The organism is Paenibacillus sp. PSB04, from assembly GCF_025809195.1.
Lineage (GTDB): Bacteria > Bacillota > Bacilli > Paenibacillales > Paenibacillaceae > Paenibacillus_AQ > Paenibacillus_AQ favisporus.
The window spans coordinates 4,915,556-4,938,198 of sequence record NZ_CP081301.1 but is presented as its reverse complement, the minus strand read 5'-3'; the positions used below and the strand labels follow the sequence as shown (position 1 = coordinate 4,938,198).

General features: G+C 45.0%; 22 protein-coding genes and 4 pseudogenes. 7 read left to right on the top strand and 19 right to left on the bottom strand.

The window, feature by feature from the left end:
* Nucleotides 1-198: 198 nt before the first annotated feature.
* Together K2F33_RS22920 and K2F33_RS22915 are read right to left on the bottom strand one after the other, a co-directional pair.
* Nucleotides 199-1,185, bottom strand: coding sequence for a phosphotransferase (locus K2F33_RS22920; protein ID WP_263878739.1), 987 nt, complete (start codon nucleotides 1,183-1,185; stop codon nucleotides 199-201).
* 112 nt (nucleotides 1,186-1,297) lie between these two features.
* A complete protein-coding gene (locus K2F33_RS22915) occupies nucleotides 1,298-2,209 on the bottom strand; it encodes an aminoglycoside phosphotransferase family protein (RefSeq protein ID WP_263878738.1) in 912 nt (303 codons plus the stop codon).
* Nucleotides 2,210-2,886: 677 nt separating this feature from the next.
* On the opposite strand from K2F33_RS22915, the gene K2F33_RS22910 reads away from it, so the two are divergent.
* Nucleotides 2,887-3,450 carry an RBBP9/YdeN family alpha/beta hydrolase gene (locus K2F33_RS22910; protein ID WP_263878737.1) on the top strand — a complete coding sequence of 188 codons (564 nt, stop codon included), beginning with the start codon at nucleotides 2,887-2,889 and terminating at the stop codon, nucleotides 3,448-3,450.
* A 173-nt stretch (nucleotides 3,451-3,623) separates the two neighbouring features.
* Here K2F33_RS22910 and K2F33_RS22905 read toward each other — a convergent pair whose 3' ends face one another.
* Nucleotides 3,624-4,430, bottom strand: coding sequence for a nucleotidyltransferase domain-containing protein (locus K2F33_RS22905; RefSeq protein WP_263878736.1), 807 nt, complete (start codon nucleotides 4,428-4,430; stop codon nucleotides 3,624-3,626).
* A gap of 136 nt (nucleotides 4,431-4,566) precedes the next feature.
* Nucleotides 4,567-5,073 (bottom strand): P-loop nucleotide/nucleoside kinase family protein, encoded by a 507-nt coding sequence (locus K2F33_RS22900; protein WP_263878735.1) that lies wholly within the window; start codon nucleotides 5,071-5,073, stop codon nucleotides 4,567-4,569.
* A 381-nt stretch (nucleotides 5,074-5,454) separates the two neighbouring features.
* Here K2F33_RS22900 and K2F33_RS22895 point away from each other — a divergent pair.
* A pseudogene (locus K2F33_RS22895) lies at nucleotides 5,455-5,535 on the top strand (transposase); the annotation flags it as partial.
* 98 nt (nucleotides 5,536-5,633) lie between these two features.
* Here the strand turns inward: K2F33_RS22895 and K2F33_RS22890 are convergent.
* From K2F33_RS22890 to K2F33_RS22870, 5 genes are read right to left on the bottom strand one after another with little or no spacing between them, the layout of a single operon-like run.
* Nucleotides 5,634-6,404 carry an ABC transporter ATP-binding protein gene (locus K2F33_RS22890; RefSeq protein ID WP_263878734.1) on the bottom strand — a complete coding sequence of 257 codons (771 nt, stop codon included), beginning with the start codon at nucleotides 6,402-6,404 and terminating at the stop codon, nucleotides 5,634-5,636.
* Nucleotides 6,397-7,200, bottom strand: a complete 804-nt coding sequence (locus K2F33_RS22885; RefSeq protein WP_263878733.1) for an ABC transporter ATP-binding protein — start codon at nucleotides 7,198-7,200, stop codon at nucleotides 6,397-6,399. Before K2F33_RS22885 ends, K2F33_RS22890 begins: the two co-directional genes overlap by 8 nt.
* Nucleotides 7,201-8,004 (bottom strand): ABC transporter permease, encoded by an 804-nt coding sequence (locus tag K2F33_RS22880; protein ID WP_263878732.1) that lies wholly within the window; start codon nucleotides 8,002-8,004, stop codon nucleotides 7,201-7,203. It abuts the gene before it with no gap.
* The gene (locus K2F33_RS22875; protein WP_263878731.1) at nucleotides 8,001-8,978 is read right to left on the bottom strand and encodes an ABC transporter permease; all 978 of its coding nucleotides are present in this window, start codon (nucleotides 8,976-8,978) and stop codon (nucleotides 8,001-8,003) included. Before K2F33_RS22875 ends, K2F33_RS22880 begins: the two co-directional genes overlap by 4 nt.
* Nucleotides 8,948-10,543: an ABC transporter substrate-binding protein gene (locus tag K2F33_RS22870; RefSeq protein WP_263878730.1), complete on the bottom strand. Its 1,596-nt coding sequence runs from the start codon at nucleotides 10,541-10,543 to the stop codon at nucleotides 8,948-8,950. Before K2F33_RS22870 ends, K2F33_RS22875 begins: the two co-directional genes overlap by 31 nt.
* A gap of 150 nt (nucleotides 10,544-10,693) precedes the next feature.
* Between K2F33_RS22870 and K2F33_RS22865 the strand changes: the two genes are divergently transcribed.
* The gene (locus K2F33_RS22865; RefSeq protein ID WP_263878729.1) at nucleotides 10,694-11,449 is read left to right on the top strand and encodes a class I SAM-dependent methyltransferase; all 756 of its coding nucleotides are present in this window, start codon (nucleotides 10,694-10,696) and stop codon (nucleotides 11,447-11,449) included.
* 222 nt (nucleotides 11,450-11,671) lie between these two features.
* Here K2F33_RS22865 and K2F33_RS22860 read toward each other — a convergent pair whose 3' ends face one another.
* The 4 genes from K2F33_RS22860 to K2F33_RS22845 form a co-directional block, all read right to left on the bottom strand.
* Nucleotides 11,672-12,391 carry a hypothetical protein gene (locus tag K2F33_RS22860; RefSeq protein ID WP_263878728.1) on the bottom strand — a complete coding sequence of 240 codons (720 nt, stop codon included), beginning with the start codon at nucleotides 12,389-12,391 and terminating at the stop codon, nucleotides 11,672-11,674.
* A gap of 112 nt (nucleotides 12,392-12,503) precedes the next feature.
* Nucleotides 12,504-13,856, bottom strand: a complete 1,353-nt coding sequence (locus tag K2F33_RS22855; protein ID WP_263878727.1) for a sensor histidine kinase — start codon at nucleotides 13,854-13,856, stop codon at nucleotides 12,504-12,506.
* Nucleotides 13,857-13,927: 71 nt separating this feature from the next.
* Nucleotides 13,928-14,635 (bottom strand): response regulator transcription factor, encoded by a 708-nt coding sequence (locus K2F33_RS22850; RefSeq protein WP_263878726.1) that lies wholly within the window; start codon nucleotides 14,633-14,635, stop codon nucleotides 13,928-13,930.
* Nucleotides 14,636-15,159: 524 nt separating this feature from the next.
* A complete protein-coding gene (locus K2F33_RS22845; RefSeq protein WP_263878725.1) occupies nucleotides 15,160-16,065 on the bottom strand; it encodes an NAD-dependent epimerase/dehydratase family protein in 906 nt (301 codons plus the stop codon).
* A 181-nt stretch (nucleotides 16,066-16,246) separates the two neighbouring features.
* On the opposite strand from K2F33_RS22845, the gene K2F33_RS22840 reads away from it, so the two are divergent.
* A complete protein-coding gene (locus K2F33_RS22840) occupies nucleotides 16,247-16,519 on the top strand; it encodes a winged helix-turn-helix transcriptional regulator (protein WP_263882429.1) in 273 nt (90 codons plus the stop codon).
* Nucleotides 16,520-16,580: 61 nt separating this feature from the next.
* On the opposite strand, the gene K2F33_RS22835 is transcribed toward K2F33_RS22840, so the two are convergent.
* Nucleotides 16,581-17,435, bottom strand: a complete 855-nt coding sequence (locus tag K2F33_RS22835) for a LysR family transcriptional regulator (protein WP_263878724.1) — start codon at nucleotides 17,433-17,435, stop codon at nucleotides 16,581-16,583.
* 135 nt (nucleotides 17,436-17,570) lie between these two features.
* Here K2F33_RS22835 and K2F33_RS22830 point away from each other — a divergent pair, with 135 nt between their 5' ends.
* The gene (locus tag K2F33_RS22830) at nucleotides 17,571-18,230 is read left to right on the top strand and encodes a flavodoxin family protein (protein WP_263878723.1); all 660 of its coding nucleotides are present in this window, start codon (nucleotides 17,571-17,573) and stop codon (nucleotides 18,228-18,230) included.
* A 485-nt stretch (nucleotides 18,231-18,715) separates the two neighbouring features.
* Here K2F33_RS22830 and K2F33_RS22825 read toward each other — a convergent pair.
* From K2F33_RS22825 to K2F33_RS22815, 3 genes and pseudogenes are all read right to left on the bottom strand, one after another.
* Nucleotides 18,716-19,157, bottom strand: a pseudogene (locus K2F33_RS22825) (NUDIX hydrolase).
* Between the two features lie 363 nt (nucleotides 19,158-19,520).
* On the bottom strand, nucleotides 19,521-20,288 hold the full coding sequence (locus tag K2F33_RS22820; protein WP_263878722.1) for an isocitrate lyase/PEP mutase family protein: 768 nt from the start codon (nucleotides 20,286-20,288) through the stop codon (nucleotides 19,521-19,523).
* Between the two features lie 128 nt (nucleotides 20,289-20,416).
* Nucleotides 20,417-20,842: pseudogene (locus K2F33_RS22815) on the bottom strand (DinB family protein); the annotation flags it as partial.
* Nucleotides 20,843-20,845: 3 nt separating this feature from the next.
* Here K2F33_RS22815 and K2F33_RS22810 point away from each other — a divergent pair.
* Nucleotides 20,846-20,980, top strand: a pseudogene (locus K2F33_RS22810) (thioredoxin-disulfide reductase); the annotation flags it as partial.
* A gap of 161 nt (nucleotides 20,981-21,141) precedes the next feature.
* Here K2F33_RS22810 and K2F33_RS22805 read toward each other — a convergent pair.
* Nucleotides 21,142-21,726 carry a LysE family transporter gene (locus tag K2F33_RS22805; protein WP_263878720.1) on the bottom strand — a complete coding sequence of 195 codons (585 nt, stop codon included), beginning with the start codon at nucleotides 21,724-21,726 and terminating at the stop codon, nucleotides 21,142-21,144.
* A 193-nt stretch (nucleotides 21,727-21,919) separates the two neighbouring features.
* Here K2F33_RS22805 and K2F33_RS22800 point away from each other — a divergent pair, with 193 nt between their 5' ends.
* Nucleotides 21,920-22,105, top strand: a complete 186-nt coding sequence (locus K2F33_RS22800; protein WP_263878719.1) for a hypothetical protein — start codon at nucleotides 21,920-21,922, stop codon at nucleotides 22,103-22,105.
* Between the two features lie 370 nt (nucleotides 22,106-22,475).
* Here the strand turns inward: K2F33_RS22800 and K2F33_RS22795 are convergent, their stop codons facing one another.
* Entirely contained in the window at nucleotides 22,476-22,643 is a 168-nt protein-coding gene (locus K2F33_RS22795) for a hypothetical protein (protein ID WP_263878718.1), read from the bottom strand.

Below are 22,643 nucleotides of genomic sequence, written 5' to 3'. Positions count from 1 at the left end.
CTGGCTGTTTTTTTGAAGGAAACGGCGCCTCGCTGCGCCACCCGGTCGGGGAACTTGGCTTCCTAATCAATTTGAGATCGATCTCATTTGTATTAACCTGCCCGTTAGCTTAACAAAAACAGCAGCCGATTACTTGCCGGCTGCTGTGAGTTGTTTTGAACTATTGTATTCCGTTAGCTTAACAGAATATGGTATTATCTAAATATTCCCTAACAAATCGGACATATTCTTTTGATTTTCAGCAAGCCAAATCATTTCCTTTGCGAAGCGAGCGGGAGGTATACTATGTTCATCCATGTTAGCATTTATCCACCAGGTGCTTTCCATATACCACAACAACTTTAATGAGTTTGTTAAGTAACCCTTTACTACGGTGTGTTCTTCGTTGTATCCTTCCATAAATGCTGAGGCTAGGGAGACATCTAAATTATCATCTAACGCACATGATATAACAGCACGAGCAACATCTAACTGCGGATAGTCATATTTTAGCCGATCAAAATCAAGGATTGCAGTTAGTCGACTATCATTAAATAATAGATTATCGACCCAAAGGTCACGATGAGCCCACCCTGATTGAAGTAATTCGAGTATATCTATATCTATATCTTCAGTTGCCCTTCGTTGAGTCTCTATATCAGAAAACAATTCAGTTTTACCAGCTTCCTTTGTCTGTTCCCAAACTGAGTTCCAATGTGCTAAGCGTTCCTCACGCCTTGGAGGGATAAATTGTGGTTTATTTTGAATACTAAGTGTCCCATCGTTTAATAATCGATGCATTTTTCCTGTTTCTCGACCTAAATCGTATATTTGATGTACATTAGCTTTACCTGGTGGAATTAGTTTGCCCTGGCAATATTCCATCACCGTGAAGAGTTCTCCGTTATCAGATTCAAGTAATATACTTTTATGGTGTGATAACAAATTGGGACACGCAAGACCTTTGTCAAATAATCTAACCTGTTGAGAGAATGCAAGCAATAGCTCCTCTGGTTTATACATCTTATATCTTTTTTTGTTGTATTGTTTAAGTAGAAATTGACCTGAATCAGTTGTAACTTTCCATTTTAAGTTTAACCAACCTCGTCTTATTGCAGTAGATTCAAGCACATCCAAATCGAAAAGGCGTTGAAATGTTTTTATTAAGTCATCTCGGATCATTTCTTCTGATAACATCGTCTCCATCTGACCAACTCCAAAATTTACGGTATGTACGTTATATTCCTCATGATGTCCTATATAACCTGCTTTTGCGTTATCCTGCCCGTTAGCGTAACCCCCCCACTTTGTATAGATCTCAATGCAGGCACTTGGCAAAGCGTTCCGTTATTTGTATCCCTCTGTGCCAATCCGTTCCTCCGTTTTCAATCGTCCAGCACGCCTCAAGCACGCCTCGCGCCACACCCCACATTGCGATTCGGTGAGGGTCCAGGTCAAGACGATCGGCTATGATTGCAATCCGGCTCCGCAGAACCTGCTCGCAGTCACCACCTCGATCCTCATAATTTAGCAGATACTGGATAGTATCAAAATGGATGTCACCCATGATGCCTTTGGGATCAATGACAGCCCATTGTTCCTCGCCATGGCGAAGGATGTTTTCATGATGCAGATCGCCGTGCAGTAGAAGATTCTCACTCGTGGTCGATATGAGATACAACAGACATTCTTCAGCATTTTCCACCCAGTTCTTAGGCAGTGGCCCGGCAATGTTCACGTCGCTGAATCGCTCGCGGTATCGCTCGATTGCCGCAAAATGCTCCCTCATGGATGGGTACCGACTACTGGTTGGTGCAGGAAGATGAAGGCGGCGAAATACTTCGCAAAAGAGACCCGTCGCAAGCGCATCATCCTCAATTGATGACAACGGTGTGCCAGGGTCGGCACCTTCTAGCAGGGCCACGCCCCATTCATCGTCTGCATCTAGGACATCAATCGCCCCCCGGCCCTCATAAGCCCGAAGCACACTAACTTCCCTAGAAAGCTCGTCTTTCCTGAAAGATGATTTGAGGACGGCGGGCTTCCCATTGCTGCGCTTTACACGGATCACGAAGTTATAGGATAAATCGGAAAATGGAGCTTCTGGGATAAAGTCGAAACGGCTTGCACAGTCGGCAATCAATCCAGGCAACGCTTCTGCCCATGCTACGCCTTGCTTACCGTGGAGTTCGTGCATTCTTTTAATAAACGTATCAGGGATTACAATCATACCAAATGACTCCTTTCAGAAAGTAGTCTACTTCCTCTCTTATTCGACATAAGGTGTTGTAAAGCCCTGTTTCCTGCTCTAGGGAATAGTGGATCCGATGTCCGCCAAGCCCACGATACCTGATGAAATTTGGAATGATACGGCCTCATAAGCCGTGAGCAAAACAATGGAGCAATAACGCCAGTAAGCCAGTTTCATTGATCATTTAGGTTTTGAATATCATGTTTATCCATCATTATTTTTTCAGTTGACCAGTTACTCATATCGCTCGTTTCTGATTAAACAAGCCAAACGAACTTGTTCAGGATCTCGAATCGTTGATTTTTCATCAAGCCGACTTTTGCGCACATGTCAGGGATGAATATTCAACATTCGGGCGGATTTTGGAGGGAATGCTAAAAAAACATAGGATTTCATCTGGCAAGTGTAGAATACAGTGGGGACACCCTCGGCAAGAATCTGCTCAGCGGGTCGCCGGGCAATCCCCGGAATGCTGTCCAGTCGATCCAGGTCATGCAAAAAAGGGACATGCCGTTTGGCTACCTCCAAATGTGTGAGCATGGTTTTTGAATCATACGTTGGGTGGGAACTCATACAAGCCACTTTGAACATGAAGATTAAAGTGATAGGAATCGTGTGCAATGATCATAACGACCATATTGGAGGTGTCTCTCATCATGAGCAGAAGTTTTCTGCTATTGTATGGGGTCGGCGGCAGTGACCCCGATCATTGGCAAACTTGGTTACATCAAGAGCTAGTAAAACGAGGTGAAACCGTCCGATTTCCTGACTTTCCAGACAAAGATCAACCTGACAGGGATGTTTGGCTCGATCATTTATCTTCTGTCTTTGAAGAAATTCCAAACGATGAAGAAGTCATCGTCGTGGCTCATAGTCTAGCGTGCATCATGTGGTTCCACTACGCGGCTTCAACTCCGAAACGAAAAATTCAGCGAGCCATTCTTATAGCCCCACCCTCGCCATTTTTGGAATATGAACCAGTGATGACTTTTTTTCCTGTACCGGAAAACATGCATGAGATCGGAATGGTTGCGGAAAAAACGTTGTTGGTTTTATCGTCAACAGATCCTTATTGCTCGGTGAAAGATGCTTCACAGTACTTTGACCTAGGGGTTCCTTGCGTGATGTTGCCTAAAATGGGACATATCAACGTTGAAGCGGGCTACGGTCCGTGGCCATGGATTCTTGATGTATGCTTGAACGAGCAAATTACATTATGATTCGATAACGGCAAACAAAAAAGCCGCTATAATAACGACTCTCAATGGGACTATGATAACGTTTTGTATTGACGACGTCCTGGCCCCTTAGAGTCGCTGCTTATCGTTGTGAGGCTTGCCGAACACCTAATGCAGTGACGTCCAGACGGGCTCAGGGGACTGGATGGGGTCACTCACTTCTCAGAGTGACCAGGAGCGTCAATATCATGATAGTCGAAGGAGGTTCTGGAAGCAGCCATTGCATTTAACGCGTTCTCAAAATAGCTATATACTTCATCTGCAATTCCCAGAAACTCTTCAACAAGTACATTATTACTATCCAAGTAACAAGCATACAGATAATCAACTAAAGCAGAGTCAATCTCACAATAGTTTAATATGGGATTCTTCATCTTACTAATGTCATCTTGCCATACACCTGTATCTTCTAAAACCAAAGAGTATAATGCACGAATTAATCTCTTAGAGTAACCTTTAATATATCTATTCTTCATTATGTTATCACTAGCATTAGAAAGTGAACGATGTACACGATCTACTTCCTTCTTGGTCTCTGTATTTAAATCTAAAATGAACTCTGGAGAAATCATAATCGGTGGTACTTTTTCACCAACGTCATCACCATATATGCAAACACAAATGATCTTTACCCAAAAACCCCACTCATTTGGTTTACTTAATACATCGTCAATCGAGCAAATAGTCGTATCAATCTTAGTTACTACGGGATATTCTTCTAAAAGCCTGTCTTTCATATTTGACAATCTTTCGTAATCAATATCTTCAGGATTTGCACATACAATAGTAAAGTCTGCATCTGACTTAAAAGGTGTAGCCGTTCCTTTGGGAATCGAGCCACACATATAAATGCTATGAATCTTATCTTTAAATTCGTTAAGGATATTATCTATGTACTTATCAACAAAATCCTTATATTCACTTTGTATTTCAATTCTATTTATAACTTTTTCTAATATCATATAGACTCCTCCTAAACTAAGAACTTCTTTCGGTTAACGTTCAGGCGTTCACGAACCCTCACCGACTTAAGTGACCGAAGGGAACGGCCGCGATGCGGTTAATCGGTGCAGGGTTGTCCGCCTGATATTCGTTAGTTCAAGAAAGTCTTCTATCTTCCAATTGTTTAAATAATGTATTTAAACTTTCTTCTACAGTTTGATGAGCTGTATCTATGACTATGTGGTCCCGATCCCAAACATCATACTCTCTATTTCTGACCTGCTCCCACGTCGGAAGTATAAAACCTGGAATATCAGCTGTACGCATTTCGATTCGATTCCTGTGCTCGATATAATCAGAGCAAAGTACTTCAATTTCCACATAAGGTATTCCAAGAGAATCGGCCACGTTGCGCCATGCCTGGCGCGTAATTTTGATAGGGTTAACTGTATCTGCAATCACATCTAAGCCCAGTTGAAGATTCTGTGATGCAATTGCATAACACACAATGTAACCCTCAGGCCCTTCGATGGTCTTTCCAGCATCTCGCATAGCCTGCTCCACGACATCGACCCGAAGATACGTAGCCTTTAGTTCTCTTGCTAAAGCCGATGATAAAGTGGTTTTTCCGGTGCCCGGCAGTCCACTAAATATGTAAAGCATTAAGCTCATCTCCTTCGGGAAAAGCACCTTGGTTATTCGTCTTTGCGCTGATTTCTTATAACGTCTAATCTAGGAACTTCGTAAATAACTTCATATGTACAGTATTCGTGAAATCAATAAACTCCCCTGCCTGTTAGCTTAATAAATTTAATTAATAGTTCAATGCTTATCTAATCGGTAATCGGATCAAACAAGCCGCTATAATAGCGACTCTCAATGGGGCTATGTTCTTGTCCTTCGACAAAAAAACAATCAACTCGGTGACCTTTATTCAAAAGTTTCGTTGCTGATTTTAAAACAGTTCGTGACCTGAGGCATTTCGAACAGCTGGCGTATCAACCGTAACACACACAATTACCTGCTTCTGCCCTAGTCGATCAGATTATCCAATCGATTCCCGGAATAGGTAGCAAAATCGCTACAACGATTTTGTCTGAAATCGGGGAAATCCATCGGTTTAATCTTTTTTTTTTGCTAAAAGGATAATACTCCATGCTGCTGGATGAATATCTGTGCCTCGAAACTGAGAGACCATTTTTCTTTTTTATTCCCGCTGAATTTTATGTCCATTGGTTCCATGCTGTTTCAAACATCTTACTTGAGTTTAATAACGTGACGGTATATGGATCCCTCTCTGCTTCGTCATAGAGCGCAGAAGTACTGAAAAGTTCAACCTGTTTTCCCTCTTTCAAAACCATAATATTCGAACATAGTCCTGGTAACAGCGTGAGGTCATGAGTAATGAACAGAAGAGCTAAGCCTTGTTCCTTCTGAATGGATATGAGCAGCTCAATCATCTGCTGTTGTAATAAGACGTCGAGGTTGGAGACCATTTCGTCACAGATTAACAGTTTGGGACGAGTTAACAAAGCTTTGGCCAGACAAGCTCTTTGATATTGCCCACCACTCAGTTTTCCGGGGCGATTTCGAAGAAGGGTCTCATTCAGGCCTACTTTTCCCCAATATTCAAGGACTTTATGCTTGCGCTCGGCTCTATTATAACGGGTAAAATTAATTAATGGTTCTTCCAGACACTGAAACAAGCTCATTGCGGGATTTAATGTGGAGCCAGTATTCTGAAAAACAATCTGTATATCGCGATACCATTCTCTATATGATAAAATTCCTTTGCTGGGCAAGGGCCGCCCGTCAAAGAAAATATGGCCGGAGGTTGGTTGTTTTAAAGCCATGATAAGCTGGGCAAGCGTGGATTTACCACTACCACTCTCCCCCACAATAGCCAGAGATTCTCCATCTTCTATTCCAAAATGAATATCTTGCAGAATGGGTCTTCCGTGAATTTCCTTATACAGTCGCTGGATTTCAAGCATAAGGTATTTCTCCTTTTCCAAGAAATCTTTGAGAGCAATGCCCGCATAACTCTTGGGTGTATTCATGTTCAGGTGCGCTTAAAATGTTCACCTTACTGCCCTGCTCTATTATTTTCCCTTCCCGCATAACACCAATCGTGTCCGCAAGATAGCCGGATATAAGTAAGTCGTGGGTAATAAACAACATGCTCATATCCGTGTCCAGAATGAGCTCTTTCAGAAGGAATATGATCTCAGCCTGTGTTTTGACATCAAGTGCACTCGTTGGCTCGTCGGCTATCAGGATTTTCGGCTTTAACAGAAGCGCCATCGCAATCATGACACGTTGATTCATTCCACCGCTTAACTCATGAGCATAACTGCTCATCACATGGGACGAGTCCTTTAAGAGAACTTGGGACAACATTTTTTTTGCTTGCTTCTCAGCCTCATATATTGAAACAGGCAAGTGACTGCGCATCAGATCAACGAATTGCCTACCAATCGGAATCGACGGATGCAAGGCCTGTTCCGGATGCTGGAAGATGGCACCAATCTGGCCCCCTCTGATGCTGCGCCAGCGCTTCCTTGATAATTGCTGCAGATGTTCACCCTGTAGCACGATGTCACCTGACATCTGCAGATGAGCAGGCAGCATATCCAAGATAGCCTTACTTGTCAGCGTTTTACCGCTGCCACTTTCTCCAATCAATGCATATGTTTTCCCAATCTCCAGAGAAAAGCTGCTATCATGCACAAGCGATTGACCTTCCTTATTTCTGATATTTAGATTTTTGACTTCGAGCAAAGTCGTCATTTAGTGTTCCCTCCTCAGTCGCTCGCCTATAATTTGGAACGAAGCAGCAGTCAGAAATATCATAAAGCCTGGAAAGAAGCCCATCCATGGGGCGACCTGCAAATAATTTTTTCCGTCCAGTAGCATGACACCCCATTCTGGAGAAGGAGGCTGTGCACCAATACCCAAAAAGGATAAACCGGATAAAGTCAGGATCACCTTACTCACATCCAGAATGAGCATCGTTCCAATCTGAGGCATGATATTCGGAATCATATGTCTGGTTATTATTCTAAGTCCAAATGCCCCGCTTACCCTGCTGGCGGTAATATAAGGTTCCTTTTTCACATCATGAATTAGCCCTCTTATGATTCGTACGTACTTGGCCCACCAGGAGAGGATCACCGCAAAATATACATTTTCCATGCCAAAGCCAAGGAAACCAACGACCACAATGGTAAGTAGCATACTCGGTAATGCGGTGAAAATGTCGGTTAAGCTCATCATAAGCATGTCCAGCTTGTTCCCCAAAAAAGCACTCCATGTCCCCACCAGAAGACCAATCAACATCACAACACTAAGGACAATAAAAACAGGAAATACCGATTCACTAATCCCGTGTATGACCCGGCTTAACAGGTCTCTTCCCAAATAATCCGTTCCAAATGGATGAGCAACGCTGGGAGGAAGAAGCTTCTGTTGATGATTGGTATGGAACGGATCATCAGGTGAAATCCACGGGGCCGCAAGTCCTGTAATAATAAGTAGGATGATATATAACAACGCTGCCGTTGGCAGTTTATTCGCTCGGATGATACTGATCAAACTTCCCACCTCTGTTTGTCAAGATGAACACGAGGGTCCGCAAGGAAGTACAACAGGTCGGTCATAAAATTAAAAACAAAAATAAATGCTGCCACGAAGAGTGCGCTCCCTTGAATGACTGGAAAATCACGGCGAAAAATAGCTTCAAGCATGTATTTACTGAATCCCGGAAAACTGAAAATCGTCTCGGTGATCATCGAAGCCCCAAAAAAGCTGGGTAGACTCGTCGTGATTAATGTCAGAATTGGGATGAACATGGAGCGCAGTAAATAAGACGGATAAAAGATGCTCGGCCGCAATCCCCTAGCTTTTGCAGCCTCAATGTACGAGAACTTGCTGTACTGGATCGTATAGGATCGAACCATCCGAATAAAGTAAACACTTTGCACCAGCGTCATGGCAGTTACCGGCAAAATATAATGCCGTATGGTCGAACTGCCTACAACAGGCAGGACGGGCCATAACACGCCTAAGCCATACATAAGAAGAATAGCAAGCCAATATAAAGGGATCGACAACCCCAAAATGGTCATTGAATAAACCACTCGATCTGCCATTGTGCCTTCATTCAATCCCATCCAGATTCCAATCGGTATGGATATGAAGAGGGTTAATACAAAAGAGCTTGCAATGAGTTTCGACGTTGGGCCTAAACGTTCAATCATTTCACTTAATACGGGTTCTCCGGAAGAAAAGGAATGCCCTAGCTCTCCTTGAAATACGTAATGTGCCCATGCTAAATATTGCTGAATGAACGATTGATCCAGTCCCCATTGTTTCTGTAAATCAGCTACGATGGATTGCTCCGGTACGGTTCCGATTTCCAGCAGCAGCATCGACGCCGGATCACCCGGCGCCAAACGCATTAATGTAAAAACAAACAAGGAAAATAAAACAAACGTGACTATCAACATGAACAGACGATGAATCATAGAGCGGAGCATTACTTCGCTTCTTTCTTCAGGTAATGCCACTTCAACGGGTTGTCCTCAATAGCATTGAACCTAAAATCAACCACTTGGCTTGAATGAACAAAGGTTTGCTTGGCGTAGTATATCGGAACAGACATGGCCTCCTCATGCATGCGGAGGAACACCTGATTGAACAGCTTTTGCTGCTGCTGAGTGGAAACCGTAGCCGTGATTTGATCCAGCAAATCGGATAAAGGCTTGTCCTGATACGCAACTCCCGGTGAAGATGGCGAATCATAGAATAAGGAGGACAGGAATCGATAAGGTAATTGAGCATCAGTGTATGTCCGATACATAAGCAGATCATATTCCTTCGTGCTCCACAGGGTATCGTAGTAAGCTGCCCGTTCCTGATTCACAATATGGATTTGAATGCCGATCTGTTTCATGTTGTCTTGAAAAATTTCAGCCATCTCTTTCCATTCCGGATATTCCTCTGATTGAATCACCAGACGAAGTTGCAGTACTTGTCCATCTTTTTCATAGAGCTGCTTGTTCTTATTCCATTGGTAGCCCGACGCTTCAATCAGCTGTTTGGCTTTTTCGGGATTATACGGATACGAAGGCTGATTACTGTCGGATATAAATGCAACCTTCTCTTGGAACAATCCTCTGACAGGGTCCCCGCTACCACCTGCATACTTGCTCGTATCATTGCCATAATTGATAGCTTGGCGGATATTCTTATCAGCTAGAGAAGTATTGTGTTGGTTGATAACCATAAAGTAGGACATTGTACTGCTTCCGGTTTCGATTACGTAGTTGTCGTTGTTCTGAAATACAGGGAGACTTTCCATGGGGATATTACCAAGTTCCCCGCCCGCAAGATCCACCTCTCCAGATTGCAATGCCATTACCCTCGCCTGAGGATCTGTAATGACTTTGAATACAAGTGAATAGTCGGATGGCTGTTCTAACCAATAATGATCATTCGGGATTAGAACAGTCTGAATCCCTGATTGATACTCTCCTATTTTCCAAGCACCCGTTCCGATTGCTTTTTGAAAAGTACCATTCACATCTCCCTTAGGGGTTACCGAGTTCGGACTCATAATTCGATATGGTCTTGCCTGACTAAGCTCGTACAACACTTGCGTTGCTGTATCCTTAAAGGAAAGGACGACTGTTTGATCATCAGGCGCTTCAACTTTTTGCAATAAACGGGAGATTTCAAGCGAAGCATTCTCTTCCCTGCTTACCGCTCTTTCCAAAGAAAACTTCACGGCTGCTGAATTCAGTGGACTGCCATCCGAGAACATGACCTGATTTTGCAGATGTAAAATGTAAGTCCTGCCATCATCGGATATCTCCCATGACTCCGCCAGGCTGGGCGCAAATTCACCTTTTCCTGAATAGTCTACAAGGGCATCATATATAGCCGCATGCGTATGTCTGGAACCATGGTAAGTCGAGGCGTCAAGCTTGTCTGCTTCAGTATCCTGCGTGACTGCGACCACAATGTTCTTGTCCTCCTCTGCTGGAGACGGTGAGCTCACATGTTGTGAACACCCCATAATGAACAACAATAAGACAACAGCAATTACTCCAAATCCAGATCTTCCAAACATCCCTACTCCTCCTATTCCTCTTTTAAGCTGTATACGATTGCATAGCTGTTATTCTCATGAATACTTGCTAGATGAACAATCTTTGTATATTATTAATCGTAATCATTACGATTAGCAAGGATTTTTTTACATAACAAGGAGTCGATGTTAGTGAGTAAGCATAAACTTGTACAACAATATCGGGATTATTGGGACAAAGGAGCAGCTGTCTACGATGAAATTGTGGATGCCGAATTTGCGTCCAACCGATATGATCAATGGAAGGGAATTCTGAGTCATTTTTTGTCCGGGAAAAGTAATTTAAAAGTGCTCGATGTAGGTACGGGGCCTGGTTTCTTCGCGGTTCTGCTCAGCCAGATGGGGCATCAGGTTACTGCTATTGATTCTTCTCCGGAGATGGTGGCTAGGGCTAAACAAAACGCCCATAAATATAATTGCAGTATCCAGGTTATTGAGACAGATATTATAGAATATAAGACAGAAGAAAAATATGATATCATCATTTCACGAAATGTGACCTGGTTCCTGTACAATCCTGTAGCTGCATATCAAAATTGGCATGGAATGCTTAATGACGGAGGCCAGGTTATTATTTTTGATGCGAATTGGAATTTATTTTTATCTGATCCGAAGGAGGCAGAGCTTTTTCAAAAAGACAAGGAGGAGGCTGCCGCAAAAGGGTACGTGCCGTACCGCTCAGAGAAGGATGTCGAAGAAGGAGACCAACTGGCACTTACTTTGCCATTGAGCTATGTAAGGAGACCTGAATGGGACAGCGAAATGCTTCGTTCAATTGGCTTTGCCCAAATCCAAATTCATCAAGGATTCGATGGTGAACTGTATCATATAGGTGAACAAATTCTGAATCGACACAGACCGATGTTTGCGATCGTTGCCAATAAATAACTCAACATTCGCAGCCTCGATCACTTTATAACTCCGTTTATGCGGCATCAGCTTTACGCACTCGGTTCTTCTTTCGACCCTGCTCAACCACGTATTATAAAATGTTAAAAACTACATTTGTAATGAGAATAATTATCAACAAGAGAAAATACCTGCCCCTCTCCCGGGCAGGTATTAAAGGTGATTCGTATGAATGGCTTACCAACAATCGATCACTAAATATTAGTCCAGAAGGCTGTAGATTTGAATGCCTTCCACCTTGGCATTCTTGATATGAAACGACATCACATCTACATAATTGGATGGCTCGTAACGGAATTCATCCTCCTCATTAGGGGCTCCATCACCAAGCAGTTTCCCCTCAGGGTAGGCGTTTTTGAGTGTATCCAGGCTATCTCCTGCTTTAATGTTTCGCACTGTCGCGTACTTAGGATCTGTCATTTCGATATGAAAGATGGAGTCTTGTTTCCCCTCCGGTATACTGATTGTTTTAATCTCCAGACCAGGATACGTATACACCTTTTCTGTAAAACCGATTAACGTATCCATGTTTGTTCCATCGCCGGCACTGTACGTATGAGATTTCAGGTTATCCGGTTTGCCCAGCATCTGTTCCATCTGATCTTCATTCGCTGTATCCGAAATCGCAATGGTGTGCTCATTATAGACAAAAGCAAGCTCCTTCAGCACCACATTGCCTTCCTTCTCCATCGAACCTTCCTTAATAGCTTCAGCACTCTGTCCTCCCGAATTTCCTGAAGCAGGCGCAGTAGAATTTGATGCTCCTTCGCCTTCGGCCTGTTCGTTCGACGGGTTTTTTTCAGCCGAGTTCTGCGCCGTTTCTGGCGACTTAGCACCATTGGACTGACAGCCCGTCAGTGTCAGCGTTAGTAAAATACTCAGCAGGATACCAGCTGCAGCTTTATTTATCCATTTCATCATGATCCCTCCATAAATGTGTGATTTCTTCTTATGAAGTGATTATAAAAAAGGCATTTGTTAGTCTCATAACAGAATTGTATCAATCTTGTAACGTAACTATTTACGCGCGTTTTTACGCACGGGGTAACACAATCGTAACGGTCGTTCCTTCCCCGATTTGACTTTCCATGTCGATATATCCATTAAACCGCTCTACAATCTCTTTGCAAATCGAAAGTCCAAGACCTGAACCGTTCGCTGTGCTTGCATTTTTCGCCCGGTAAAAGCGTTCCTGCACTCTCTCCAGCTCATCACCCGCAATACCGATACCTTGATCACGTATTCGTATAACGACCTCGCTTGGCGTATGTTCCAACTTCAATTCGATTAGCGAAGGACTTCCTGAATATTTGATGGCATTGTCCACAAGGTTGGCGATCGCATGGGACATCAGCATGGGATTCACGTTGGCGTGGACTCTCGTCAGAAGCTTATCCTCCGGTTCCGCTTCCGCCTCCCTGAACATAATCTCGATTCCTTTGTCTTTGGCCTTGGCACCCATACTCATTGCGACTTGCTGAATCAGTCCGTTCATTTCTGTCCTCTCGACTTCCAGTTCGTTAGAACCAGCCTTGTCGAATCGGGATAGCAACAACAGTTCATTAATCAAGCGCGTCAGCCGATCCGATTCCTGAAGCAGATGAGCATAGATTTTTTGCAGCTCCTTGTTCTCGTTCTCCCCTTCAACCAAGTATTGAGAGAAACCACGAATGGCTGCCAATGGTGTTTTTAACTCGTGAGATACGTTGGAGACAAATTGTTTCTGGTACTGAATGTAATCATGAAGCTGCCGACCCATGGAATCCAGCCCATCTGCCAGCATGCCCAGCTCATCCTTCCGATTTAGATGAACTCTCCGAAACTCCTGTCTAGAGAAACTTTGCGCAGCGCCAAGCAACAGCTTAATCGGCTTGGTTGTGTTGCGGGCAATCCACAGACTGGATAACGTAATCAGTACAATAAATCCGCCTGCACCCGCAAACAGGATATAACGGATTTGATCCATAATCGCATAGAAGTAGGAAATATCCTCCACGAACTCATACACATAAGCGTTTTGGTAGTATTGATCCTGAATGGGCGTGGCAAAATAAAGCAGATGATTTTCCGTTACGGTGTAGGCGTAACTGCCGCTCAGGGCTTTCTCAATATTCTTTTCAAAAATAAGAGGTTTGTCATCATGAATAATGATGCCATCCGCAGCCAAGCCCAGCAACTTCTTGGAGCTGTCATATATACGTACTTCCTTGCCTGAAGCTTTCAGCTTCTCCAGAGCAAGTCTGACGATTTCTTTTGTCTGCGGCTCTCCTGTCGATGATCTATGCTGTGCCAACACCTCACGAAAGGACAACTCGGACAGATCCGCCTTCTCCATCATCTGTTTTTCAATGGTAATGAAGCTGTAGTAATCGATGGCTTTATTCACCGCAAAAATGATGATGCCAAAGGACAGCACGGAGAAAAATAAATAATTCAGCAGTAACCGGGTTGCATACTTCAGGCCTCGCCACCTCCAAGCTGATAGCCAAATCCATAGATCGTCCTGACATATTTCGGTTCGTCAGCGTTATCCTCCAGCTTCTTCCGTAATCGCATGATGGTCATATCCACACTTCGACTGTCTCCCATAAAGTCATATCCCCATCCGATCTGCAGCAGCTCATCCCGGGTAAAGATTTTGTCTGGTCTTTTGAGTAACGTTTCCAGAATTTTAAACTCTTTGGCCGTTAAAGACACGGGTACACCGTTTTTCAGCACCCTTCGGCTTTCCAGATCAAATGTCAGCTCTTCATGAATGATGCGTGTAGCTTTCACTTCTGTTCCTTCACTTGATTCCTCCCTGCTCTCGTTTCTTCTCAGAATCACCTTGATCCGAGCGAGCAATTCACGATTGTCAAAGGGTTTGGTCATGTAATCTTCCGCCCCTAGCTCTAGTCCCAACACCTTGTCGATTACTTCATTTTTGGCAGAGAGCATGATCACAGGAACAGCACGTTTCCTGGTGATTTCCTTGCACAGGTCATATCCGGAGCAGTCAGGCAGCATCAAGTCAAGCACCACCAGGTCCGGCCCAAAAGCATCGAGCAGCTGCAGGGCTACTTTACCATTTTCAGCCGTTTGAACGACGTAGTTTTCTCTTCTCAGTACGAGCTCAATTAAATCTCTGATTGCGACTTCATCGTCAATGACAAGTATTTTCTTCACTGTACACCCCTTCTAGCCTTGTTCCCTAGCTTGAATCATAATTACCCTCATCTTAGCACAGACACTTTAGATTCCTCCATCAAACGGATGATGAGGTATATTGTCAATGGACATACACGTCTCCTCACGCACCTCTCTCGAAATGCAAACAAATCTACAATATATTCAATCTGTTGGAACGCAGCCCAGATAAAGCTAAGTAACTCCGTCAGCGCGGACAGCAGCTTATCGCTGTTGGTTCTTCTTTCGCCCTGCTCAGCCACGCATATTTGGAAGCTTAGAACTATCCCCCAATACCTGCACGAAATAACCCATTGCCTTATGCCTTATATTTCTGGTAACCGAACAACGTTCATTTAAAACAAACAAAGCCGCTGTTACGCGGCTTTAAGCGTGCATGTTCTTGTCATCTTACAGTAAATTTGCGTCTAGCTATGCATTTTGACAAAAGATGGCGTTCAAACTTTGCAGTCTGAACGCCTGGCATGTTGAACGTTTTTGACTCCCTTGCTCATATCAGAACATCACTTTTTATAGCACCCATTTTCAATTTCTTCGAGCAGCGCAGTCCCTTTCGGATTCCATCCCAGCATTTTTCGTGCTTTTGTCGAACGAATGCGGCTATTGGAACCGAAAGCAAAATGAGCAGCTTCAGGGCCCCATTGCTTAATCGCCTCATCAAGACTCATCATTGCTGTTTCCGGCCCTAATTCGAATGCCCGATTGATCGCCTCACCAACCTCTTTCATGGAGGCTTCGCCGTGCTCGGCAAAAAAGAAAGAACCGGCTGGCGCGCGCTCTATCGCTAATAGATAAAGCTCGACAAGGTCGTCGATGTGAACGTTCGACCAGACATTCTCGCCTTTTCCGATATGACACGCTGCCTCACGCTTTAATGCAAGCTCGATCAGCCAAGGAACTTGTATGCTATCCTTATGGATACCATGACCTGTGCCATAAATCAGCGAGGGGCAAATGACCATCGAACGTATGCCGCGATTGGCGGCCGCGAGCACTGTCCGGTCGATCGTGACGCGCGCCAATTTTTCGGGGAGTGGTTCGATGATTTCTTCATGATACACCTTACTGGTGTATTCTCCCGCCGCTTTATCCCCGACAATACTGGAACCGCTCGTATGAACGAACGTTTTCCCGCTTCCTTCAAGCGCCGTTAATAGCGTCGTCACCGCGAAGATGTTATCCGAGTCCGCAGCGTTAACCACGATGTCAGCTTCCTTTGCCGCCTGTATGAGTGGTTCGAAATCGTTCAGAGTGCCGATATATGGTGAAATACCTAATTCCCTTAACTTGGCAGCTCCCTCGTCTGTTCGGGTCAACCCTGTTACTTGAAAACCTGCCTGACGCAACTTGAGCGCGACCGACCCGCCGATATAGCCCGTCGCACCGGTCACGAACACCTTCTTGTTCATTTGAGAAGCCTCCCTATATAATAAAAAATAAAATTAATTTCAATCCTTACCATAAAGGGAACATGCATGCTTGTTAAGTAGGCACTTTTAATTGCGTTAGTTTCCAATAAGAAAGTAATAAACAGGAGGGAGAACCGTGAAAAACGAAGAAAACGACTATGCCGCTTATGTCACACTGAACATGATCGGCGGCAAATGGAGTCTACTGATTTTGTGTCATTTACGAAAAAGGACTGTCCGTTTTTGCGAATTTCCGAAGCTTATTCCCGGACTTACACAAAAAATATTGACAAAGCACCTGCGTGAGTTGGAAAATCACGGACTCGTTCACCGGACCGTCTTTCCGGAAATTCCGCCTAAGGTTGAATACTCACTTACAGATCATGGGAAAAGTCTTGGACCCGTTCTGGATTGTCTCGAACAATGGGGAAAAGATCATTTAAACCGAGCGTGATCCTTAAACAGGTGTGTCAACAACTCCGCAGATTAACTCATTTTCGTCAAGACGCGTTCAACTACAGCCCTTCCAAGCGTACCATTTCGGCAAAAGCCGCAAACGCTTTGCTGCTGAAACGGTCGTTTCGGCGAACGAGACTCGTGCTCGTAAAGCGAAGGCGCTCCGGTATCTGGTAAGCCCCTAACGACCGGTACTCCCCTTTAAGGACGGATGCCGGCAGCAGTGTGCAGGCAAGCCCCGACTTGACACAGCTCATCAGCGTTTCCAGCGAACCAATTTCAATGAAGTTCTTTCGCAAAATTCCCGCACTGTCAAGCCACTCCTCAAGCACCCTTCGGAAAGGGCAACCTATTGGAGAAACCGCCCATCTTGCGCTCGATAAATCAGGGTACGCGCCAGCCATCCCGCTGGTCAAAAGCATAATTTCATCTTTTACCGTATATTCGAAAATCAACTGCGATGGCGCTATATCGCCCGTCACGAATGCTCCGTCAAGCCTGCGGTCCATCACCATTGACAGCAGCTCAGATGAGGATCCGGTTACCAATGACAACGACACTTCAGGATAGCAGGATTGAAAATCCGACAACACATTCATGAAATTGCCGCAGGTCACGGTTTCCACCACCCCAATAACAAGAGGTCCACTGGGATGCGACTTCTCCTGCACCGCTCTAATTGCTTCGTCGGCAAGGCTCAAGATCGCGAGCGCATAATCGCGAAACTGGGCACCTTTTTCCGTCAGTCGGACCCCTTTGGGATATCTATGGAATAAATCGGCTCCGATTTCCGACTCCAGCTTCTGAATCCGGGCCGTCACGTTAGACTGGACATAATCCAGTTTTTTCGCCGCGCGGGAAATCCCGCCTTCCTCTGCCACGCTTATGAACACTTTAAGGTCCATCATTTCCATATCTATATTCCTCCGAAAGCCCATCAATATTAAAGATGGATATATCAATACCAATCATTATACGGTATGGATTATTTAGATTACAATTTGCTTATGGAAAATGACTTTACACCCGGAGGTGGAAAGGAGTAAAAGATGACTTCAACGACAGAGAATCAAAAGGTGCTTGTTCTTATAGGAAGTCCCCGACGGAACGGCAACTCTTCCGAGCTGGCTGATGCGGTCCGTCGGGGTGCGGAGAAAGCCGGAGCTACGGTGGCAATAAGGTTTATAGACGATTACATTTCGAGTTTTCTACGCGACTGCAGGATATGCCGGAAGCCTGACGGAGAATGTTCAATCACTGACGACTTTCGTTCGTTGTTTATCGACGACTATTTGTCTGCTGACGGAGTCGTGTTCTGCTCCCCGGTTTATTGGTACGGATTATCCGCCCAAACGAAATCATTCTTTGACCGCACGTTTTGTTACAATGCGGCTTCCCATCCCGATTCGGCGCAGATCATCCAGCGCATGTCCGGCAAACGCATTGGACTTGTGTTATCTTCCGAGGAGACGTACCCGGGAGCTACGCTCGGAATCATTCATCAACTTCAGGAATTTTCCCGATACACTCACTCCGAGTTCGTCGGCGTCGTCCGCGGGGTCGGCAATAGCCGTGGAGAAGTGATCCACGATCCGGGTTTACCCCTGCAGGCTGCTGAGCAACTTGGGCGCGACTTATTCGTGCGCAAATATACCGACTACCGCCTTGATATGGAAAGAAGTGGGAAGGTATGGCCGGTCACGGATTGAACGACACGGCTACTGATGCGCATAGTAGGACTATGTACTTGACCGTTATTGCCTCTGGATTTTCCTTCAGAGGCTTTAACCTTAACTCACGATATATTTCAGCATCTTTTGAATCCAAAATTCGAGTCTCCATTTTTCGCCTCGACATACTCACATTTTTAAATCATATCCAATATATATAATAGAAAAAGCAGCAGCTAAGCGGTACTAAAGATGTATGTTTTTGTCGTCTTACAGGATGGTCACCGTTATCTGATGCATCCCCGTCTTTTCTTAAAATAACTGCCATCCTTCTGAATATCGAACATTCTTGAATACTAACTGAAACTGTTCCGCTCGTATTCCTTTTTTTCTAATCGGATTACGTTAGTCGGTAAATCGCAAGGTACATCCAGCTGGATATTTAATTGTACCTGGGTGCTGATCGGCAGCTTCTTCCTGTTCGTTTATTCAACTATCGTTTCCCCTTACTTCAACAAACTGTATTAAGAATTGTGATTGATAGTTCCTCTGAGTACATATGGTGCTGATGATTTACCAATTATAAGTCCCTTTAACTCACTTGGTATATGTATGTATTCCTCTGCTCTTTGTGGTTCCATCCAAGTAAACTTCCTCAATTTCTTCTGGAAACGAGATATTTATTTGTCCACCAATTACATTCCCTCTAAAGGTAAAGAAAATTGTATGATGTTCCCTATCTACAAAAAACGCTTCGCTTACACTGAAAATACCATTTATTTCAATCTCTAAGCCCGTTTCTTCTTTTACCTCACGAATAGCAGCTTCTTCAAGTGTTTCTCCACGTTCTACTGTTCCACCAGGAAGTGTATAGTAGGAAGATTTCATACCCTTGTTTTTGACCATCAATACATTTTTTTCTTGTTCATCAAAGAGAAGCACGTAGGCAACATCTACTCTTTTCATTTAATGAATCCCTTTCTCGAAGAAATGTGAATTATCAACAATTCGTTACTTTATATGAACTATCCTGCCCTTTAGCCTAATGCTGAAGCCATTTTGGCTTTGTAACTCCATTTATGCGGGTATCAGCTTATCGCACTCAGTTTATAAAATGCTTAAAACTACATCTGTAATGAGGAATCATCTATAGGAGGAATCATCTATAGAGTGAAAAGAAAAGGCACCTAATTAAGTGCCTTTCACGAGCCCTCTATTTTAGCTTCCCGCGTCGACGTATGGAACGCCCGCACGACGCTCGCGCCGTTCGTGAGCCGCCGCACACATTCAGTAAATCGTTGTGGAACTTTTACGTTATCCTTTCTTCATTTAATCGAATAGCAAAGACATATCCTGAGATTCATAAATTTGAGCCGCGCACGTATCCAGTAATGATTGAAGCTTCCGATATAAGGCGCCGCCGAGACTTAGCCGCTTGACGCCAAGTTCTTGGAGCTTTTTACAACTTGTAAGCCCTGGCACAGACATAAGGTTTAGAGGCGCGGCAATTTGCTCTGCAGCCGCTTTAATTTCGTTATCGTCCTTCAATCCAGGAACAAAAATTCCACTTGCGCCGCTTTCCACATAGGCTTGTGCCCGGACTATCATTTCGTTGTACGGATCCATACTCAGCAAATAGGTATCTGTTCTTGCATTAATATAAAAATCGTTATAGCCGCTCTTCTCTAGGGCCCCTCTGATTTTCGATAAAAGCCTGCATTGTTCGTTCAATGGTTTAAGTCCTGCTTGATTCTTGCGTGAATCCTCTATATTGATCCCCGCAACCCCTATATCAGCAAGTTTCAATACATTCTCGACGATCGTATTCTCATCTTTTCCATAACCCGACTCTATATCGGCAGAAACAGGGATGTTCACATGATCCAATATCGTTTTTACGCGATTTAGTATTGTATCAAATTCAATTCTTTCACCATCCGGATAACCCAAGCTTTTCGCTATTCCCCAGCTGGTTGTACCGATAGCTTTGAATCCGGCTTTCTCCAGAGACAACGCAGAAAACAAGTCCCACGCGACTCCTAACAATAAAAGCTCGTTTGATTGATGTAGTACTTTAAACTCCTGAATTTTATTCATACCATTATTCCCTCCTGCATCTTTGTAGTAAAGCTAATTCTCCAACTGCTTCCGTCGGGTATCAGGCAATTCGACCCTGTCGAACCCATCTATCAATGAATTTCCTGACTTTTCGAAAGCAGAAGAAATCAGCTCCTTTTTAAAATGCCTAAGTATGCACTCCACGGTCCAACGTCAGCCCGGTATCTCTCCGCCATTACCCGAACCATTTGCGCCATGTGCGTAAAATCATGAACAACCCATGCAGAGAGGAGTTCCCTTAACTTCACGACGCCGAATTCCGGATGCAGACCGGTCTTTTCCAGATCGTGAGGATTGACGACTGCCCTCAGTTTGGATATGTTCGCCATTCTAATGGCACGGAACTCTGATAATGCCTCTTCAACAGTTCTCTCGGACGTGTCCTTTAAGTGGGAATAGCGATCGAATACGGGAAACGGATGGTTTTCCCCTTCCGCAAGAATGGATTCTATCCGCGGGATCCAGTTATGCTTCTCCGCTTCAACGAGATGCTCAACGACTTCAAGCGTGTTCCAGGTTCCCTCCCCTTCATTGCATTCGCCTGCGGCGACGTGCAGGACGTGCGCTTCCGTCAAGCGATTTCCGCTGCCGGAACCGTATGCATGGCTGCCATGGACTACGAGAAGTTCCTGGAAGGCAGCATGGTGCATGACTGGAGCGAAACACTGTAAAGCGGATCAAAACGAACATAGAGAAGGAGCCGGTGACGCCTCCTTTTTACATAAGAATGGAGAGTGCCGTTACCCTGATCCTGCTGAGTAAAGTGGTGCATTATGCGTGCTAGTCACTGTGTTGCTAGTTTCTGTGGATGGTATGCAGGGCACTGTGCCTTTTATTCTATTAAGATGGAAACCGCGCTGTATGCGAGAAGCAGGCCCATCGCGACGTTAAACGGGGTTTGGTACGCCGACAGCAATCGCTGAAATATGGAGCCGAACATGCTCCAACAGAAGGTGCTTATCACGCTCAAGAGTGCCAGAAACAAAGAGAAGCTGATCAAGGCCAGATGGGAAGAATGGTACGGGAGAATAAAGGTCGATACGGACGTTATGGCGTACAAAATGCCTTTGGGATTGATAAACTGCAGGAGCGCCGCCGTCAGAAAGCGGTTGTTTTTGTCCTCTCTGCTGCTCGTAGCTTTCTTGCGGTGGAATACGATTTTAACGGCGAGATACATCATATAGGCCGCTCCCAGAATCGTCATCCACCACCGGATGCCGGGAATGAGATGTTTAAGCAACAGATTGCAGTAACTGCACAGCAGCGCAACGACAAAAAAACCGGCGCCAACACCCAGACAAAAGGGGATCGTTCGTCGAAAACCGTACTGGTGGGCAAACAACATCGCCATGAAATTGTTGGGGCCCGGGGTAAAGGTGCTCACTAAAATATAGACTAAAAACGAAAATACAGGCATCTTGGATCTCCTCTGCTAGTTTGTTATAATGTCCAAAAAATACGCTATAACGCATTTCGGAGCTACATGTGGGAACAGCAGCCGGATGGCCAGCGCGGCGTGCAGGACAACCCCTCAGACGATCCAGAACGTCGTGCGCCAGTCGAACGTCATGGTAACCCACGTCCCGAATAGGACGCCCAGGATCAGCGAGATGATCTGCCCAGCAATGACGATCGCCACCGCGCTCCCCCACCTTGCGGGCCCGGCCAGAGTGGAGGCGTGGGGACGGATACCTGGAGAACAGGCCCGTCCCCAACGCGGCTACGATCCGTCCGGTCAGCATCAGGCTGTACGAGGAAGCGAATCCGCAGACCACGTTTCCAACGGCAAGCAGTAGCAGCAAACCGAACAACAATCTCCTGCGTTCTATCCTCCCGGGCAGTGTCGTCAGCAACGGCGACGACACTGATAAACAAGCGAGAACACCGTCACCAGCTGTCCGGCAATCGCCGTCGACACATGCAACGCCGCCGATCATGACCCTTCTCAAGCCATCGCAATGAAAACTATAACCAGGTTCATTCGCGGCTGGAACCAGAGGTCTTCTCAACGTCAACATAACTAAATCAGTTGCATTGAACACCGAGATACGCCCCCTCCGTCGGCCTATAAAAAAATACAGCTGCTTGGGGATCCCAATGTCACTTACTCTCTCAATGCTACTGAATTAGTTGCATTGATCGACGCGGAAAATAACGCCAATCGGCTTATTCAAACGGCAGACCGGCTTCCTCGGACGGCTCCTGCGACCGATTCCCTTTTCCGATGACTCGGGTCCTTCGGTCGTTCGGCTTCTCCGAGCCAGAAGCTGTTCCCGGCCTGCGCTTCTCCGATCCCCTCTGGTGAGCGGCTCTCCTCGGTTCGTCCTTCTCCAC